The 17,200-nt window shown below is 35.5% G+C and carries 19 protein-coding genes; 15 read left to right on the forward strand and 4 right to left on the reverse strand.

The window, feature by feature from the left end; translation table 11 throughout:
• Positions 1–26 precede the first annotated feature (26 nt).
• The 3 genes from CES88_RS12000 (at position 27) to CES88_RS12010 (ending at position 2,663) form a co-directional block, all read left to right on the forward strand.
• Entirely contained in the window at positions 27–1,433 is a 1,407-nt protein-coding gene (locus CES88_RS12000) for a hypothetical protein (RefSeq protein ID WP_290734655.1), read from the forward strand.
• A complete protein-coding gene (locus CES88_RS12005) occupies positions 1,420–2,079 on the forward strand; it encodes a Maf family protein (RefSeq protein WP_290734657.1) in 660 nt (219 codons plus the stop codon). The genes CES88_RS12000 and CES88_RS12005 overlap by 14 nt, the downstream gene beginning before the upstream one ends.
• Positions 2,080–2,186: 107 nt before the next feature.
• Positions 2,187–2,663: a hypothetical protein gene (locus CES88_RS12010; protein WP_290734659.1), complete on the forward strand. Its 477-nt coding sequence runs from the start codon at positions 2,187–2,189 to the stop codon at positions 2,661–2,663.
• A gap of 11 nt (positions 2,664–2,674) precedes the next feature.
• On the opposite strand, the gene CES88_RS12015 is transcribed toward CES88_RS12010, so the two are convergent.
• Complete coding sequence (locus CES88_RS12015) at positions 2,675–2,884, reverse strand: hypothetical protein (protein ID WP_290734661.1); 210 nt, start codon at positions 2,882–2,884, stop codon at positions 2,675–2,677.
• A gap of 358 nt (positions 2,885–3,242) precedes the next feature.
• On the opposite strand from CES88_RS12015, the gene CES88_RS12020 reads away from it, so the two are divergent.
• Genes CES88_RS12020 through CES88_RS12040 form a run of 5 tightly spaced genes read left to right on the forward strand, consistent with a single transcriptional unit; the run spans position 3,243 to position 8,573 of the window.
• The gene (locus CES88_RS12020) at positions 3,243–4,226 is read left to right on the forward strand and encodes a TRAP transporter TatT component family protein (protein WP_290734663.1); all 984 of its coding nucleotides are present in this window, start codon (positions 3,243–3,245) and stop codon (positions 4,224–4,226) included.
• Between the two features lie 15 nt (positions 4,227–4,241).
• Positions 4,242–5,216, forward strand: a complete 975-nt coding sequence (gene dctP / locus CES88_RS12025) for a TRAP transporter substrate-binding protein DctP (RefSeq protein ID WP_290734665.1) — start codon at positions 4,242–4,244, stop codon at positions 5,214–5,216.
• Complete coding sequence (locus tag CES88_RS12030; protein ID WP_290734667.1) at positions 5,213–5,707, forward strand: TRAP transporter small permease; 495 nt, start codon at positions 5,213–5,215, stop codon at positions 5,705–5,707. Before dctP ends, CES88_RS12030 begins: the two co-directional genes overlap by 4 nt.
• Entirely contained in the window at positions 5,701–6,972 is a 1,272-nt protein-coding gene (locus CES88_RS12035; protein WP_290734669.1) for a TRAP transporter large permease subunit, read from the forward strand. The genes CES88_RS12030 and CES88_RS12035 overlap by 7 nt, the downstream gene beginning before the upstream one ends.
• A gap of 8 nt (positions 6,973–6,980) precedes the next feature.
• On the forward strand, positions 6,981–8,573 hold the full coding sequence (locus tag CES88_RS12040; protein WP_290734671.1) for a hypothetical protein: 1,593 nt from the start codon (positions 6,981–6,983) through the stop codon (positions 8,571–8,573).
• Between the two features lie 45 nt (positions 8,574–8,618).
• Here the strand turns inward: CES88_RS12040 and CES88_RS12045 are convergent, their stop codons facing one another.
• Both CES88_RS12045 and CES88_RS12050 read right to left on the reverse strand, forming a co-directional pair.
• Positions 8,619–9,272: a hypothetical protein gene (locus tag CES88_RS12045; RefSeq protein ID WP_290734673.1), complete on the reverse strand. Its 654-nt coding sequence runs from the start codon at positions 9,270–9,272 to the stop codon at positions 8,619–8,621.
• Between the two features lie 104 nt (positions 9,273–9,376).
• A complete protein-coding gene (locus tag CES88_RS12050) occupies positions 9,377–9,511 on the reverse strand; it encodes a hypothetical protein (RefSeq protein ID WP_290734675.1) in 135 nt (44 codons plus the stop codon).
• A gap of 142 nt (positions 9,512–9,653) precedes the next feature.
• On the opposite strand from CES88_RS12050, the gene CES88_RS12055 reads away from it, so the two are divergent.
• Positions 9,654–10,142, forward strand: coding sequence for a hypothetical protein (locus CES88_RS12055; RefSeq protein ID WP_290734677.1), 489 nt, complete (start codon positions 9,654–9,656; stop codon positions 10,140–10,142).
• Here the strand turns inward: CES88_RS12055 and CES88_RS12060 are convergent.
• The gene (locus CES88_RS12060; protein WP_290734679.1) at positions 10,139–11,122 is read right to left on the reverse strand and encodes a bifunctional oligoribonuclease/PAP phosphatase NrnA; all 984 of its coding nucleotides are present in this window, start codon (positions 11,120–11,122) and stop codon (positions 10,139–10,141) included. The genes CES88_RS12055 and CES88_RS12060 overlap by 4 nt on opposite strands.
• Before the next feature lie 134 nt (positions 11,123–11,256).
• On the opposite strand from CES88_RS12060, the gene CES88_RS12065 reads away from it, so the two are divergent.
• The 6 genes from CES88_RS12065 (at position 11,257) to CES88_RS12090 (ending at position 17,160) form a co-directional block, all read left to right on the forward strand.
• Complete coding sequence (locus CES88_RS12065; protein WP_290734681.1) at positions 11,257–12,147, forward strand: ABC transporter ATP-binding protein; 891 nt, start codon at positions 11,257–11,259, stop codon at positions 12,145–12,147.
• A complete protein-coding gene (locus CES88_RS12070; RefSeq protein ID WP_290734683.1) occupies positions 12,140–12,865 on the forward strand; it encodes an ABC transporter permease in 726 nt (241 codons plus the stop codon). Before CES88_RS12065 ends, CES88_RS12070 begins: the two co-directional genes overlap by 8 nt.
• On the forward strand, positions 12,865–14,373 hold the full coding sequence (locus CES88_RS12075; RefSeq protein ID WP_290734685.1) for a Gldg family protein: 1,509 nt from the start codon (positions 12,865–12,867) through the stop codon (positions 14,371–14,373). Before CES88_RS12070 ends, CES88_RS12075 begins: the two co-directional genes overlap by 1 nt.
• Entirely contained in the window at positions 14,373–15,656 is a 1,284-nt protein-coding gene (locus CES88_RS12080; protein WP_290734687.1) for a hypothetical protein, read from the forward strand. Before CES88_RS12075 ends, CES88_RS12080 begins: the two co-directional genes overlap by 1 nt.
• Entirely contained in the window at positions 15,656–16,330 is a 675-nt protein-coding gene (locus CES88_RS12085; RefSeq protein WP_290734688.1) for a hypothetical protein, read from the forward strand. Before CES88_RS12080 ends, CES88_RS12085 begins: the two co-directional genes overlap by 1 nt.
• A gap of 188 nt (positions 16,331–16,518) precedes the next feature.
• Positions 16,519–17,160: a thymidine kinase gene (locus tag CES88_RS12090; protein ID WP_290734690.1), complete on the forward strand. Its 642-nt coding sequence runs from the start codon at positions 16,519–16,521 to the stop codon at positions 17,158–17,160.
• The last annotated feature ends 40 nt before the right edge of the window (positions 17,161–17,200 follow it).

The following is a 17,200-nucleotide window of genomic DNA, read 5'->3' on the forward strand; positions in this document are numbered from 1 at the left end:
AATACTTAAATTCCGATACTTTATATATGAAAAATTCAATTATCCTCACTATTTCCCTCCTGCTCTCTTTGCAAATCTTTGCTGAGGGAAAAAAGTATGAGGAGAATTACTATTATCAGGGCATGAATAAGAGCATGATTGAGTGGGATAAGTTAGATCCTGTAGATTTTATTGACTATGATCTCTGGCTTCGGGATGTGAAGTTAAAAGATAAATGGCCGAACTGGGAGAAGACTGCTCGGGAAAAAAATCAACACGAGAAAGTGGGAAAAGTTCTTCATTGCGTTGGGCAGTGTCGCTTTTACCGCGGAGTCGGATTCTACAATGGACAGTTTCGCTCTACAGTTTTAGAGGGGGACGAAGTTCACACCGCAGACGATAGTTATGCTTGGATTTTTCTCTTTGATGGAACAATGGTGAGGCTTTCTCCAAATTCTTCGATAACTTTTAAAGAACTAAATATTGGTGAGAAAACAAACTTCATCCACGCGAGAATTAATTCAGGTAATATCCTTTGGCTTTCAAGAGAGAGAGCAAAGTTTAGCGAAACGAATGAGAGAGAAACTGATGCTTTATTTCTTCCTATGAGTTTCTATGAAGCTCTCCCCGTAACGGAAAATCTTGATTATGATGAAGAAGATCTCATCGCGACAATTGCCGAGAGTAAGAGTACCCTTAACCAGTATAAGAGGCTAAATCAATTGATCGAAGAAAATAATAAGTATTTTCCTGAGAGAAAAACGTTCGCTTTTCTTGTTTCTCCGAATGGATCTATTTCTGGTGAATCTTTAAATATAGAATTTATATCTCTAATTGGTAATGAGAGTTTTCTTAAGCGAAGAAGCCTGGAGCAACTTGGACTTGTTGGCGAGGCTAGAGAGTCGACCGTAAATTTCTACTATAGGGGATTTGACAATAAAGATGTTAAAGAAATTGAAGAGAGTACTTGGTATAAATTAGGTGCGAAGGGAAGAGAAATAGAATCTTATGAAGAGAGTAGCCTTTTTCATATGGGTGAGCTTATGACGAAGAGAATCCCTACGATACTTGTAGCAAGGGAACTCCTGCTTAAGGAGTATAGTGAATTTCTTACAAAAACTAATGACGAGAGAGTTCTCGCCCGAGAATTTGGTTATAGAAAGTGGGGTTCGTTCGATAATCCAAAAAGTGATTTAAGTCTTAGATTTAATTTTCTTAAGGAGTATACACGAAGGATGGAGACATCAAATCTTCTCGCGTCTCAAAGACTAAGGGAGAAACTAGAGGGCATGGGAGAAAAGAGTAATGATATGAGTTATTCAGCAACATTCTTTAATCGTGCATTAGTTGAATATCAAAGAGGAAAGAACTTAAATATTAATATAGATAGTGGTAAAGAAGTTTTAAATAGTACTAAGAAAAAATTCTGGAAAATTATAAATGAAATTAAATAAGAAAATGAAATTGATTTTAGCAAGTGGTAGTCCTAGAAGAAAAGAATTACTTGGATGGCTCAATATTCCTTTTGAAGTGAAGAGTTCCGACGTTGAGGAAATTACTGAAAAGTTAATTCCTGCAGAGATTGCAGAAGATCTTGCGGCGCTAAAGGGGCGAGATGTTTTTAATATTCTTTCAAAAGAGGCTCAGTTTGGAAAAGAATTCTTTCCGTTTATTATTTCCTCAGACACTATTGTAACTCTTGGAAAGAAAGTTTATGGAAAACCTAAAGACATCGAAGATGCAAAGAGGATGCTACTTGAATTAGAAGGAAAGGAGCACCGAGTTTTGACGGGAGTTTTCTTTACTCTTGTCGATAGTGAAGGGCAGGTTCACGAGAAAGTATTCTCTTGTGAGAGTGAAGTTACATTTGAGAGAATAGACAAGGATTTGTTGGATAATTATTTGGAGAGTGGAGAATCTCTAGATAAAGCAGGTGCGTACGGAATCCAAGGGCGTAGTTTGAGTTTTATTTCAAATATCAAAGGGTCTTATTCCAATGTGGTTGGCTTTCCCATTTCTGATTTTCTGCGTGAGTTTAAAAAATTCTTAGGACATGAGAAATCAATAAATGGAGAGTGGAGAGAGCTCTTTGAGTCTTAAATAAGATAGTAAAATCTAAGGTTAAGGACTTTTCTCCTTATTTCACTTTTACATACCGTAAGAATATCGATTACTATTTAAGAGAACTTAAAAAACTTAGCTGGTAAATGAAGAAAGTAATAATCCCTATATTTATAATTCTCTATACTCAAATTTCTTTTGCGCAAGCGAAGAAATCTTCTTTTGAATATACAAATGAAATACATGGAAAAATTTCTAAGATTAAAGAAGTTGCCCCTGATAATTTTATTGGGGAACTAGAAGATTTAAAAGAAGATCTTGAAAACTTCTTTGATCATAAGAGAAAGGTTTGTAACGGAGAGTTCTCTTCTTTGATTTTAGTGGCAAGTGCCTCTAAAGATGGCGGTGGAAATAAACTTAGCGATCAAGAGAGAAGTCTTTGTTATAGAGAGCTGAAGGCCTTGCAAACGACTTATGTTAATAATTTATTTCTCGCAAGAAAGAGATATCTTACTTGGGTATTTGAAAAGAATATTAAAGATTTAGATTCGGAGAGGACAAAGGCAATTAAGAGCTTACAAGAAAGCTTTGATAAGAAAGGACTAGGAAAAGAGAGTAGGTAAAAACCTCAACTCTACTTATCCTGAAATTCCTCAATTGAAATCGTCGTTTTTTTAATCCCAACTGCAGTTCTTGGTCTTAAACTCTTAACTCTATTAAATGATCTTGAAGGCTTTACACTTAGGCTTGGCGCCGCAGATCTTTTAATAATGCGTGTAAGGTTCTTAGAGTCAATCTTGATCTCTGAGTCTGTAGTGTGATTAATTTCATTAGAAGTGCTCATGCAACTTTCTCCTTAGTTAGTGTGTCTGAATTTTGTTCACCCTCAGATCACACTTATAAGAAGTCAAGCTACTTAATTGGTGAACCTAGGTCGGCACGTAGGCCTTTTCTCAAGTTTTTTAACAACGGCAATTCCTTTAGCCTATAATTGCTATATCTTGAACCATATCGGTCAAAAACTGTTTAAACTTAACTCGATTGCTCGAGTTTCTTTTAAGACATTTTAACACATTTTGCCAAAAAATACACCTATTGCAAGAGGAAGATCTGACCGCCTACGCGGTGAGTTGTAAATAGCTGAAATCTAGGGCAATCTAGAGTGGTAAATCAAAAAATATTGTCAAAAAGGAAGACGTTTTATGACTAAGGGCCATTTATTTCTCCAGGTGTTGTCACTTTTTACACTTTTACTCTTAAATAGCTGTGGAACAGTACAAAATATCGCTGTTGGGACAACAGGAAGCTTGATGTATGAGGCAACGAAAGGGCTAGAGACTCAGGGGAATTGGGAGAATTTTAAAGATGGAACTTTAGCAAACCTCACTCTCATTGATGGTCTCCTTCATTTAAAGCCAAGTGACAGCGAACTTTTGGTTACAGCAATTAAAGGTTACACAGGTTATGCCTTCGCTGTGAATGAAACTTTATTTTTAAAAGATTATTATCAAGACAAGATCAAGAGTGAAAATAAGAATCAGGCCATTTATAATTATGCGAAGGCCTTCGGTTATGGATTAAGGTTCCTAGAAAGTGAAGGTATTTCTTGGGATACTCTGGTTAGATCACAAAATCAAGATGGTGGAGTAGTTGAAGTTTTAGATAACCACCTTTCGAAGAATATGCTTAATTATGAAGGAGTTCTCTTCGCTGCTCAGGCCCTGGGGGGAATGATTAATTTAGAGAAGACGGATATGACTCTCGTTGCAAATCTTCCCATAGTAAAAGGCATGTTTGATTGGGTTTGTGCAAATGAGCCAACAATTAATTTTGGAACATGTAAAATATTCTACGGAACTTATGAAGCAGCTCGTCCAAAAATGCTTGGTGGTAATCCAGAAAAGGGAAAGGAAATTTTTCTTGAATTAATTGCTGAACAGCCTAATAACTGGTTAGCAAGAGTAGCATTTATACAATATTATATTATTCCAATGTTGGAAGAAGATGATTATAAGTCGCAAAAGTACTTTATGGAGACAGCTCTTCGCAAGCACTATAAAGAGTTATTGGGAAAGCCAAATCGTCCAATAGAAAAGGACTTTAGTGAGCCAAGACTTAGACTTTATCAATCCTTGGCCATAAAGAGATATGAAATTATTAAGAAATTTGAAGAAGATTTATTTTAAACATAGGTGATAGAAATGAAAAAAATTATTACGACAATTGCATTCAGTTTTCTCTTGTGTGTCAATACACTTGCTGTGACTTTAAAAGTAGGAGTTCTCGCTCCTGAAGGAACTAATTGGTCCAATAGCTTAAAGAAGATGGCGAAGGAAATTAGAGAGAAAACAAATAAGAAAGTAAAAATTAAATTCTATTTTGGAGGGTCTCAGGGAGACGAGCCAGATGTTCTTAGAAAGATAAGAGTAGGGCAGCTTCACGGAGGGATTTTTACTGGAAAAACTCTTGGAGATATTAATGGAGACGTTAGAGTTATTGAACTTCCATTTACTTTCTATCACGATAGAAAGAAGGCGCTTGGGATTGTTGAAAAGATGGAGCCATTCTTTAATAAGAAGTTTGAAAAGAATGAGTTTAAAAATCTTGGATTCTTTGAAATTGGAAATGTTTACTTCGTTTCTCAGACAAAAACAGATTCATTAAAAAATATGATGGGTGTGAAAATTTGGTCATGGGAAGGAGATAAACTCGTTTCGACAATGATCGAAACAATGAAGTTTGTATCGGTTCCACTTCCTCTTCCAGATGTTCTCTCTTCACTTTCAACAGGTATTATTCAAGCAGCTTATGCTCCACCACTAGGGATAATCTCTCTTCAATGGAATACAAAAATTAAATATGTTATCGATCTTCCAATATCATTCTCGGTTGGAGCTTTCTTATTGTCTGACAAAGCTTGGGCAAAAGTTGGTCCTGAATATAGAAAGACAGTTGAAGATATTGCTCGCAAATATGTTCAAGAGGTTAATGCTGGAAATGAAAAAGATAATAACGATGCTCTGTCTGCAATGAAGGCTCAAGGGATTGAATTTTTAAAATTCTCTAAAGAAGATGTGGAAAGAGGAAAAATCCTTAGGAAAGAAGTTATCAGTAAGTTGAAAGGTAATCTCTTTTCAGCAGAGGCTCTTAATCAATTGGAGAATAATTTAAAATGAAATTATTTAAGTTTCTCGATCAAATTATTGAAAAAGTTTCAACTTGGACACTACTTGTAAGTGTCCTTTTGATGTTGAGTTTAAGTGTTCTAGCAATTGTTCTTCGATGGTTTAACCTTACTCTGCACTGGATTGAACCTTTTGTTAGACATTTAGTTTTCCTAAGTACTTTCCTAGGGGGAGTCCTCGCTACTGGTCGTGGAACTCATATAGGGATAGATATTTTAGGTAAGTACTTGGAGTCTATTCACAATGATCTTCTTTATAATTGGATAAAGAGAGTGGGCTCTCTTGCATCCTTTCTTACTTTATCTTGGTTGATCTACGCTTCTTATAACTTTCTTATTGTTGAGCTTAAGTATGGAAAGCCTGTTTTTTGGGGAATTGAAAGTGGATACCTTGTTGCTATCATTCCAATCGGTTTTGGTCTAATTGCTTATAGATTTTTCTATATTTTTATAAATTCATTTAATGGGAAAAGAGCATGTTAGAAATTTTTGCTTTTTTAGGAATTATCTTACTGGCAATTTTAGGGGTTCCGCTGTTTGTGATTATGTCCCTAGCTGCCTTAACAGCATTTAGTTTCACTGATGTTCAAACCTCTGCAGTTGCTGTTGAGATCTATAGGTTATCTTCGGCTCCAACACTTTTAACTATTCCGCTTTTTACTTTTGCTGGTTACATTATGGCCGAGTCAAAGTCTCCGCAAAGGCTTCTGCGTTTTGCTGAGGCTGCTCTAGGATGGTTACCTGGCGGAGTCGCAATCGTCAGTTTAGTTATCTGTGCTTTCTTCACCGCTTTCACTGGAGCGAGTGGGGTGACAATTATTGCTCTTGGAGGTCTTCTCTTTCCAATTTTAAAGAATGAAGGTTATACAGAGAAGTTTAGTCTTGGTTTAATTACAACTTCAGGATCTCTTGGTCTTCTTTTTCCACCATCACTTCCAATTATTCTCTATGGACTAGTTGCAAAGGTTGATATTGATCAACTCTTTCTCGCAGGAATAATTCCTGGAATATTACTGATAGTGATTCTTTCAGCATGGTCTATTAAGAATGGAAAAATGTCGGCAAATCATAAGAAGTTTGAACTTAATGAGCTTATAGCCGCTTTCAAAGGTTGCTTCTTTGAGGCAATTCTTCCTGTGGGTGTACTTGTTGGGATCTATGGAGGTTTCACTACAGCAACAGAGGCCGCAGCAATCACAGCTTTCTATATTTTAATCATTGAATGCTTTGTTTACAAAGATCTTCATATTATAAGAGATATTCCAAAAGTAACTGCTGATAGTATGAGTCTTGTTGGTGGAATTCTACTTATTCTTTGTTGTGCTCTCGGGCTTACAAATTATCTAGTTGATGAAGAAATTCCAATGCATATTTTAGATTTCATGAGAGAGTTTTTAACTAATAAGTATTCATTCTTATTATTCTTAAATATCTTCTTATTAATTGTTGGCTCTTTAATGGATATTTTTAGCGCAATTATTGTCGTTGTTCCGCTGATCGTTCCAATTGCTCAAGAGTTTGGAGTTCATCCTGTACACTTGGCCATTATCTTCTTAACAAATTTAGAAATTGGATATATTACACCTCCTGTGGGGATAAATTTATTTATTTCATCATTTAGGTTCAAGAAGCCTGTGACGGAACTTTATAAAGCGTCTTTCCCATTTCTACTTCTGTTACTAGTAGCACTCGCAATTATTACTTATGTTCCAGACTTAAGTTTAATGCTAATTGGTGAAGGGAATTAGAATTCAATATGATGATTAGAAATACAGTTTTTATTATCTTTTGTGCCCTTGGTATTAACACTTGGGCCTTAGATTATTCTTCAAATAAATACTATGACAGCTCATTTGTAGGTGAGCAGCCAACACCTTTGTACTTTGGTCCAATTTCACCAAAGTATTCTTTTAGTTCTATAGATGGAGAGATCTCATTCTCGGATGACGAGTATTACAACGAATACTTACCATCTCTAATTGAGAAAGAAATTTTTAATCTAAATGAATTATGGAGTAAAGAATTTCCTGCGAAGTCGAATTGTCCTGATTTCTACTTGAATGAAAATATAGAATATATTCGCTATCTTTATCGATTGATCACAATTAGTTATCTCTTTGAAAGCATGAAGGAAAATCACTCTCTGATGTATGAGATCGATGGGAACGAAAAACTTTGTTCGCTAGATTGGAAGAAGACTTTGGGAATGTGCAGTCCTAAGAGTGTTGAAATGATAAAATTTGTAAAAAGAGCGAAGACTAGATATCTAAAAGATTGGAATCCAGGTGCGCTTTCAAAGCTTAATAGTTCAGAGAGAGAGGGTTGGCTTGAAAACTTTAAATCTTTAACTCCTAGAGGGGTCGCTAAAACTAGAGTCTACGAGTGGTTAAAAGAAAAAGGAATTAAAAATAAGAACTTTACTATAGATAAGTCTCATCAGGCCCTAGCATCAATATGCCACAATGATAAAGAACTTCTCGTTCAACTATGTTCTGAAAGAGATGATCTCTATGGTCTAAGCTCAGTACCTAAGGCCATTGAATTATTATATGAATCTAATGCGGCTAATGTCATTAATACTGGTGGGCATGGTTTAAGTTGTTTGAAGAGATATTCAGCTCTCTTTTCAACTAAAGAGAGATCTTATCCAGACTTAGAAATTATTTTCTCTCTTGTTTCAAAGCAACTTGAAGCGAGTAAGTCTCGTTATGCTCAGGGAGATTTATTTCTACCAGGAGCTTTAAAAGAATTTGATGATAAAGGTCTAGGAGATTTTCTATTCGTCGAGAAGAAAGTTGAACCTAAGCCGGAGCCAAAGCCTACTCCTATAATTGTGATAAAACCAAAACCTAAACCACTTCCAAAACCTGTTGTAGCAACGGTTAAACCAGTCGTTAAAGCAGAGCCTGTGAAGTTACCTGAAAAAATTATTATCAAAGTCTCAGCTTTTGAGCAGGCAGTGAGAAATCTACTTGAGCTTAAACTTACGGTATCAACAGTAAATATGGGGAAAATGAAAAGCGACTTTGTGTTCTCTGATACAATGGTTGAGGCGCTAAAGACTCCTTTGAAAGATTACCAAACGAGAGAAGCTCTCTCTGATATGAAAAAGTATGATGGGTTGGGGCAGCGTACTGAACCAATGAGATTAATCTTCTTAAAATATCTAATTGAAAATCATCTACACCAAGGTCTTTATAATATTGTTTCAATTGTTGGGGAGAGATTTTGGCTTTTAAATGATATTGATGGAAAAACAGAACCCGTCTATGCTGAAATTTTAAATAACGAAAGTACAAATTATAAGTGGCAAATTAATATTTTGGATTTTCATAAAGTGAAGAAATAAAAAAGGGGAGCGAATGCTCCCCTTGGAATAATTAATTTTTATTTTTTAGTATTTCTTTGCTTGTTTTTTAAGTCTCTTCTTAACAGATCCTTTCATATCAAGCATTAGTAAGAAACCACCGTTCTCTCCGTCTTGGTCTTCACCGATTAGAGAGAGGTTACCAACTCTATCGCCACCAGCATAGAATCTAGCAGTAATAATTGAGTTTTGAAGGTTAAGACCTTTTACTGGAATGAAGATACCAAAGATATCTGGTCCAAGGTAAACACCCATGTTGTGGAACTTCTCAATACTAAATGCCACTGCAGGTAAACGTCCGCTCGCAACACCTGGAAGAGCTCTTCCCCCTGGAAGTGATTGTGGATCAAGCTTAGAAAGGTTTCCGTTGAATACATCATCAAGTGAAATTGATACGGCCATCAATGTTCCATTTGATTGAAGATCTGGTGAAATTTCAATGTAAGAGTTTGGATACTTTGGAATTGCATATCTTAACCCGCCTTGGAGTTGAAGATTATCAAATACCATTGTAACTAAGACATCGTCTTGTTGTAGTGAAACTACTGGTCCAGTAACACCAGGAATTTCTAGATTGGCACCATCTTTTCCACTTCCACATGAAGTTGTAAAAACAGCAACAGATAATAGTAGTGACATGAATACGAGTTTAGATCTCTTTGCCAGTTCCATTGATTTCATAAATTCTCTCTCATTTTTTTTAGAAACGTCGTTTCTATTGATCTCTAAATAAAGTCTGACAAACTACGGACAAATGGAACTGACGTACAACTTAAAGTCTTTATTTAGAATTTTCTCTCATCCCTTTTATGAAGACCAAGATTATCAGGTTGATCACTTTGGTCAATTACTTTTTCGGCGAGAATTCTATAAGCTTGAGTGAAATCGTCGGGAACTTGCCAAATCTCTTTTAAATCCATGCTTTAAGATAGTCTTAAGTAAAAAAACACCTTTTTAGATCTGCCATAAATTTTAGACAGGGTCTACTGTAGTAGTGCCAACAATTGAATGAGAAAGAGTTTCCACGGCGAAACTTGTTTTCTATTTCGCTATAATAAGTCTATGAGAGTCTTTACAACATTTAATGAGACATTACCTGCAGCAACTGAGAAACCTTCAAAACAAAGAGGGAAGAAGAGCGGTCCTACAAAAGTAGATAAGTCCTATAGACCTCCTAGAGAAAATCTATCTCCTGAGGAAATTAAGGCCAGAGTAGCTAAGAAGACCGGACATAGTGCAGAGAAGAAAGTAGAGAATTTAGCAGGTAAGCAAGTAAGTACATTTATGGCCGACACTCCTGCAGTGAAGACTGATATTAGAACTAAAGCCGCAACTACAAGCGCAGTGAAAGGTTTAGGCAATCCTGAAGAAGTTGAAAAGAAAGCAAATACCCCAGAAGCAAAGAAGGTCTTACTTCATTCAGATGTCGATAAGAATGATCCAAAAGATACAAATGTTCAGGAAAAACTTAAGGGACTATTAGGTTCTGGTGGTTTTGGCTGGAATGAAAAAGAAAGAGCAGCTCTCTCTGAAATCTTAGGAAAGAGTTAGTCCTTTGATCTATCTATCATTCTTTGAATTTTATCTATAGAAGACTTCACTATCTCATCCATTGACCCTTCAAGAACTGTAGCCGCAGAATGATTATGACCACCACCTCCAAGGGCTTGTGCCATAATTCCTACATCAATAGTTGTGCAAGCGGATCTCATACTTAGTTTAATACTCGTACCATTTTGTCTAAACATACAAGCGACTTTTATATTATCTAAAATAAGCAGATGATTGATAAAGCCATGAGTATCTTCAGGATCTGATTGATGTTTTGCAATCATTTCTTCATTCAAGCAAATCCAAGCGACTTCTTCGGTGTCATTTGTTTGCGCTGAGCTTAGAACTTCTCCAATTAATCTCATGTATCCAATTTTCTTTGTTCCATTAATTTGGTTGAAGGCTTCAGGAGGTCTGACTCCAGCATCCATAAGACTAGCAATGAGTCTATGAGTATTACCAGAAACAGTTGGATACCTAAAGCTTGAAGTATCAATGAGAATCGCGGTGTAGAGCGCGAGAGACATATCTTTTGTAAATTCCACTCCAAGGCCTGAAATTAAATTTCCGACAAGTTCCCCAGTCGCCGCCATCGTTGTATCAATACAATGAATGGCCGCAAGTTCTCTTGCACATGGATGATGATCAATGAATAGAAGATCTTTTGCATTTAAAACTAGCTCTTGTGTATTTCTTCCAATTCTTGGAAGGCTATTAGTATCTGCAACGATGAGAAGATCTATTTCCTTAAAAGGATTCTTCATGTATTCGTCGTAGGAAATGATGACGTCTTTTGGATCTAAGTACTTATATCTATCGAACAACTTCTTTTCATTTACACAAATGGCCTTCTTTCCAAGACTTTGCAGGGCCATACATAGGGCAATCTGACTTCCTATACCATCCGCATCTGGAAAAACGTGAGTTGTTATTACAATTGTTTCAGCATTTTTAATGTGTTCTTGGAATAGTTTGTTCATATCTCATTATATCGGTAAGTAAGTGAAAATTCTTGAAGAAAATAGATAATAACTGATCATTTGGAGTCAGTTAGGCTTTAACTTTCCTAAATTCTTTTGCTAGGATTAGATATATAAATTTCGAGAGGTATTTTATGGAAGAAAAGGCCATCCGAGTTGAAAATGTTCACAAGAGCTACTCTTCGACCATTGCATTAAATGGTATTTCCTTTGAAGTATCAAAGGGAAGTATTCATGGGTTCTTAGGGCCTAATGGTGCTGGAAAATCTACAACAATGAAAATAATTACTAATGAGCTTACTTCTTGTTCGGGAGAGGTCATTGTTAATTCTAATAGACCAATAGGATTCCTTCCTGAACTTCCACCTCTCTATAAGCATATGGTGGTTGAAGAGTTCTTAAGTTTCGTGAAAACTATTTTTGAATCCCGAGTAGAATTGTCTTCTATTGTTCAGAAGTGTGGGCTTGAAAATGTTAAGAAGAGACTTATAGGAAATCTTTCTAAAGGTTATCAACAGAGAGTAGGAATTGCACAGGCCCTAGTCGTTGATCCTGAGATAATTATTCTCGATGAACCAACTGTTGGACTAGACCCTCATGCTATCAAGGAAATAAGAGAGCTTATTCTATCTCTAAAGAAAAATCATACTATTCTCTTTTCTACTCATCAGCTTTATGAAGCAAGTAACCTCTGTGATGAAGTGACGATCATAAATCATGGAAGAATATTGAAGACTGGAAAAATTGAAGACGTTAAGAGAGATCTAGTCGCAGGGGAAATTTTTCTTATCGAACTGGATTCTAAATTGAGTGATTCAGATTGTATGGATTGTTCTAAAGAATTTGATGTGGAAATTTTAGTTAATGAAAATAAACTTCGAATTACTTCAAAAGGAAGTGAGGATTTAAGAGGGAAGATTAACCGCTTTCTCTTGGATCGGAATTATATTGTAAGTTCTTTAAGAACCGAAGAAATGGATTTGGAACAAATCTTTGATCATGTTACGAGTGAGCGAAATGTTTAGTATCTATAAAAGAGAACTCAAGGAGTCTCTCTCATCACCACTGTTTTATATCTTATGCGCTATTTTTAGTGCAATCACTGGCTGGATTTTCTACTACAGCGTGCTAGCTTCAAAAGAAGTTGTAGGATCTAGTCTAACCACTAATGTTCTAATTCCTTTATTTGGAACAATTAGCTCTCTCTTTATGTTCTTAACTCCACTATTAACAATGAACTCTTTTGTTGAAGAGAAGAGAACAGGAACCTTAGAACTTCTAATGAGATCTAAAGTTGGACTTTGGAATATTATCATTGGTAAATTTCTCTCTCACATAACTCAAATTAGCTTTATGCTCATACTCTCTTTAATGTTTCCTATGATTCTTATGTTTTCAGGCTACAGTGACTGGGGGATTGTTTTAAGCGGGTATTTGGGACTTGTTCTAAATATTAGTACCTATGTTTTAATTGGTATGTTTGCCTCTTCGATTTCGGGCAATCAAATTATCTCAGGTTTTATTTCGTTCTCAATGATTTTTGGAGTTCTACTCTTAAACTTAACAGCGAACTCAACTAATAATTTCATTGTTGGTCAATTGCTAAGCTATTTAAATAATACTTCTCATTTTAGTCACTTTGCTCAAGGCGATATTAGAAGTTTTAGTTTTATCTACTTCGCTTCTTTTATTGGTTTATTTATGTTCTTTATAAATAAGTCTCTTAGTTCGAGGAGATGGTAGTGAAGAGTGTTTTATCAACCATTTTAATTATTACTAATATTATTCTCTATTTAACGAGTATCGTCCTTTGGCTTTCGATTTCTGATGAAATATATTTAAATATTGGAGTCTCTCTCGCTGCAGTTGTTGTTACGCTAGTTCTTCTCATTATTTATAGAAAGTCTTTTAAAGCTTATTATATGAGCTCTCAATTTAAAATGCTTAGTGACGCCATTATTTCGTGCTTTCTTATTTCTTGTATTGTTGGTCTCGTAAACTATCTTGCTTTTAAAAATCCGATCCAAATTGATCTCACTGAAAAGAGGCTACATTCTTTAAAGTCTCAGACGGTGAATGTTTTAAAGAACTCAAAGGGGTTGGTTGAAATTGATGTCTATGCTAGAAAAGAAAATTTTCAAAGAGTAAATATTCTTCTTGAATTGTACCGCTTAAGAAAAGCAGACTTAAAATTTAATTTCATTGACGCTGAAACTAGTCCGAGTTTAGTTCAAAAAAATGATATTACTCAATTGCCAACTCTCATTGTTAGAAAAGGGGATAAGGTAGCAAAATCTCTCAAAACAAGAGAGTTAGAACTTACAAATGCTATTTTAAAAGTAAGTAGAGAAAAAGAAACTTCAGTTTGCGTAGATAGTTCTCATTCCAAATTTAGCTGGTACGCGGAAGGACGAAATCAATATAGTGCACTTAGAAGACTTCTTGAGATTGAATTATTTAAAGTTGAAGATATAAAACTTGTATCTGGTGAGCCTATTCTAGCATGTGATGTTCTTATTCTATGGGGACCTGAAATAGATCTTGATGAAAAAGAATTGTTAACTTTAGAGAAATTTCAAGAGAGTGGGAAGGCCCTGCTCATTGGTGTGAATCCTCAATTTAATGGAGATTCAATTCCAAACTTAAGAAAGTATCTGTCTGAGCAAGGAATTAAAGTTCATAATATTCTTTCCATCTCCCCAGACTCGACAATTGATGGGTCTAATGGAGCAGCTCCAATTGCTAGAACTTTTGCTAAAAGTCATCCAATATTCAAAGACTTTAATGAATATGTTTTCTTTCCTCTTGCTACAGCAATTACTTTTAATGGTTATCTTGGTCTAAAGGCCGTTGAACTTGTTAAGTCTTCAAGCGAGAGCTGGGGAGAGTCGAACTTCTTAAAGTTAGAGGATAAGAGATTTGATAAAGGAAAAGACCTTCCTGGACCGCTAAATTTTGCTGTGAGCCGCGAATTTGAAAATGGTGGTAGAGTCGTAGTCTTTTCAAATACAAGTTTTGTTTCAAATGCCTATACGAAATTTTCAAATAACTTTAAGGTGCTGATCAATACGGTTTCATGGATCACTAAGAACGATCAGCTCATAACCTTTGATCGTATCGCCCTTAAAGATGAACCTTTATTTATTAGTCGGCCACAGCTAGGAGTTATATTCTTTTTTAGTGTATTGATTATTCCTGTGTGCTTAATTATTTTTTCAATTGTTCTCTATAGAAGAAGAGGGAAGTTGTAATGAAGAGAAATCTTGGACTACTCGCCTTATTGGTGGGCCTTTTATGCATAACTTACTTCACGCAAGAGAAGAGAAGTCTCACTGATCAAAAAGAACAAGATAATTATTCTAAAATCTTAGACTCGTCAATGTATGGCGATTTAGTTGAACTACAAACGCCTTTTAGTCATATTAAGAAGTATAAAGAATCATTTTCAAATTTTTCTGATGGGCATAAGGTTGATCAAAAGAGAGTTAATGAGTTCTTAAGTCGTCTCTCCCATATTAGAGCGAGTAAGTACTTAAAGGATATTTCTCCAACTCAAATGAAGGAGTTCTTCCCCGAAGATCATTTGAAAATGATTTTCACTTTTGAAAATGAAACCCTTGAATATCAACTGGGAAAGAAAGTAGGCTTCTCTCAAGATTTCTATGTGGGTTATAAGACAAAGAGCAAGGGAGTCGTTATTGCAATCGCTAACGATAAGCTTCCTTTTGAAGGAATGGTTAATAAAGAGGAAGAGCATCGATCCTCTCATAAGTATGAAAGAGTTAAGTCATTATTCTCCCTTCCTGCAAACTTCTTCTTAGATCTTTCAGTTTTTGATAATGAAGAGCTTGATAGAGGAATCGTTTTTTCAAATATAAGAAATGAATCCTTTTCAATTGATTTTAAATCTAACACTACAAATCCTCCTCCTATTCATCCTATTGAAACGTCTGCGGCGAAGATGGGGCATCTCAGAGATAAACTTCTTTCTCTTAGGGCCGTTAATTACTTAAAGAATGTAGATACGGCGAAATTTTCAAGAAAGGTTGGAAGTATAAAAACTGAAAAAGGTATTTATACAATTTATGAAAGATATAATAAGGATCAATCTTACTATATCTTCAATCCTAAGAATAATATCTACTATCAATTTAAAGCAGGCGAGCAGAAGTTACTCCTCTTTAATATTCAAAGTGTCTGGGATTTGAGAGTTATTGATGAGCTTGGTGCTAAAGTTGAAATAAGTTTTGATAATGGAGAAACTTTAGAACTTGAAGTTCATAAAATTGGTGAAGAGGCGAGTAAGATATTTAAACTGATTCTAAGTCCAGCCCAATATATTAACGAGAAAGAGGATCTTTCAAAAGCTAAGAAATGGAAGCTTAAGCTTAAGATAAAATCCAGAGAGTTAGAAGTCTCTTTTACAGATTCAGAAGTGATTATTTTAGATAGAATATTAAAGATATCTTATCACTATATAAGATATAGCAAAGAGCCCGTGAGTATTGACCCTGATAAGTATAGAGTTAAGTAATGAACCAGATTATAAGAGAATATTTAATTACATTTCTACATCCATTTAAAACTCATGAAGTCTTAAGGGAGAGTAGGGCCCTGACAAAACCTCTCGTTCTTGCTAGTGAATTAAAAGAACAAGAGATTCAGTATAAGACGGGTCTTAGTTTTATCGAAGTCATGAGTATTTCCTGGGTAATGGCAATCATTAATGGAATTTACTCCATTGGAATGATTTACTTTGGCTATGTGACAGGAATGTTCATGTCTGAGTCAGACACTCTTTCTAGTCTTATCAGCAATAATATTTCTCTTGAGTATCAGAAAATTTTAATTTCGTGGTCAATTCTTCAAGTGATTATCTTTCCAATTACTCTTTGGTTCTATGCAAAGGTCTGGACTGTCATTATCAGATTCTTTGGAAGTTTATTTGAGTTTGAAGGAAATTTAGAAGAAGTTACCGCCCAAGTTGTTAACCACTCTATTGTGACAAATCTCTTCTTGGTCATTCCTATATTTGGAGAAATGATTAGGCATTTTTGTTCAATTATTTATCTCTTCGCAGGACTTAGAAGTAATATGTCTTTTTCTATTTTACAGAGCTTAATAACTGTCTGTTCTCCATTAATCATTTTTGTTCTCTTTATAGTCCTTGGAATAATCTACTTCACTTCTCTTTTCGCAATGCTTTAAAACACTTCCTATTTTGACGATATGCCAAAGTCAGGAGGTGTTAGAAAATTTATTCTCACTATCTACTGGAATTCATTACAATAGATAGTGAGGACATGGAATGGCCTCATTTACAGAGTGTAATCACTTTGTCAGAATCATTTCACACACACACAAGCATATACACTCACACATCAAAGGAGAGAGACGTGTCCCCTTATCTAGCAAGCTTCATGACAGGAAGTGTTGAAGTCGTTTGTGGACCTATGTTTTCTGGTAAGACTGAAGAGTTAATCAGAAGAGTCAGAAGGGCCCAGATCGCAAAACAGAAAATTCAAATTTTTAAACCAGCTCTCGATGATAGGTATCACGAAACTAAAGTTGTGAGTCATTCATCTCAGTCAGTTGCGGCGACACCTGTGAATTCTGCAGTTGATATTCTTAGAAGAATTTATGACTCAACGAGAATTGTGGCCATTGATGAAGTGCAATTCTTTGATGAGAATATTATTAAAGTTGTAAATAAACTCTCTAGAAGAGGGGTTAGAGTTATCTTGGCCGGTTTGGATCAAGATTATAAGGGCGAACCGTTTGGTCCAATGCCTCACCTTATGGCCGTAGCGGATGACGTGACGAAAGTTAAGGCCGTTTGTACGTCTTGTGGTGCTCCAGCATCAAAGACTCATCGAAAGTCTACAGAGAATGCTGATCAAGTACTTGTGGGAGAGGCTGACCTCTACGAAGCAAGATGCACGGCGCACTGGGATTACCAGCCGGATGATGAAGATCTTCTTGCTTTCTCAGCAAATATTGAAGCGAGTGAGAGTTCAGCTTCAGAAGTTCAGATTTAATTTCAAAGGAGACTGTTGTCTCCTTTTTTTTTTGCTATAC

It is taken from the genome of Halobacteriovorax sp. JY17 (assembly GCF_002753895.1).
Taxonomy (GTDB): domain Bacteria; phylum Bdellovibrionota; class Bacteriovoracia; order Bacteriovoracales; family Bacteriovoracaceae; genus Halobacteriovorax.

Coding starts and splice junctions, on each gene's coding strand:
- CES88_RS12000 (WP_290734655.1), top strand. CDS start 27: ATGAAAAATTCAATTATCCTCACTATTTCCCTCCTGCTCTCTTTGCAA.
- CES88_RS12005 (WP_290734657.1), top strand. CDS start 1,420: ATGAAATTAAATAAGAAAATGAAATTGATTTTAGCAAGTGGTAGTCCT.
- CES88_RS12010 (WP_290734659.1), top strand. CDS start 2,187: ATGAAGAAAGTAATAATCCCTATATTTATAATTCTCTATACTCAAATT.
- CES88_RS12015 (WP_290734661.1), bottom strand. CDS start 2,884: ATGAGCACTTCTAATGAAATTAATCACACTACAGACTCAGAGATCAAG.
- CES88_RS12020 (WP_290734663.1), top strand. CDS start 3,243: ATGACTAAGGGCCATTTATTTCTCCAGGTGTTGTCACTTTTTACACTT.
- dctP (WP_290734665.1), top strand. CDS start 4,242: ATGAAAAAAATTATTACGACAATTGCATTCAGTTTTCTCTTGTGTGTC.
- CES88_RS12030 (WP_290734667.1), top strand. CDS start 5,213: ATGAAATTATTTAAGTTTCTCGATCAAATTATTGAAAAAGTTTCAACT.
- CES88_RS12035 (WP_290734669.1), top strand. CDS start 5,701: ATGTTAGAAATTTTTGCTTTTTTAGGAATTATCTTACTGGCAATTTTA.
- CES88_RS12040 (WP_290734671.1), top strand. CDS start 6,981: ATGATGATTAGAAATACAGTTTTTATTATCTTTTGTGCCCTTGGTATT.
- CES88_RS12045 (WP_290734673.1), bottom strand. CDS start 9,272: ATGAAATCAATGGAACTGGCAAAGAGATCTAAACTCGTATTCATGTCA.
- CES88_RS12050 (WP_290734675.1), bottom strand. CDS start 9,511: ATGGATTTAAAAGAGATTTGGCAAGTTCCCGACGATTTCACTCAAGCT.
- CES88_RS12055 (WP_290734677.1), top strand. CDS start 9,654: ATGAGAGTCTTTACAACATTTAATGAGACATTACCTGCAGCAACTGAG.
- CES88_RS12060 (WP_290734679.1), bottom strand. CDS start 11,122: ATGAACAAACTATTCCAAGAACACATTAAAAATGCTGAAACAATTGTA.
- CES88_RS12065 (WP_290734681.1), top strand. CDS start 11,257: ATGGAAGAAAAGGCCATCCGAGTTGAAAATGTTCACAAGAGCTACTCT.
- CES88_RS12070 (WP_290734683.1), top strand. CDS start 12,140: ATGTTTAGTATCTATAAAAGAGAACTCAAGGAGTCTCTCTCATCACCA.
- CES88_RS12080 (WP_290734687.1), top strand. CDS start 14,373: ATGAAGAGAAATCTTGGACTACTCGCCTTATTGGTGGGCCTTTTATGC.
- CES88_RS12085 (WP_290734688.1), top strand. CDS start 15,656: ATGAACCAGATTATAAGAGAATATTTAATTACATTTCTACATCCATTT.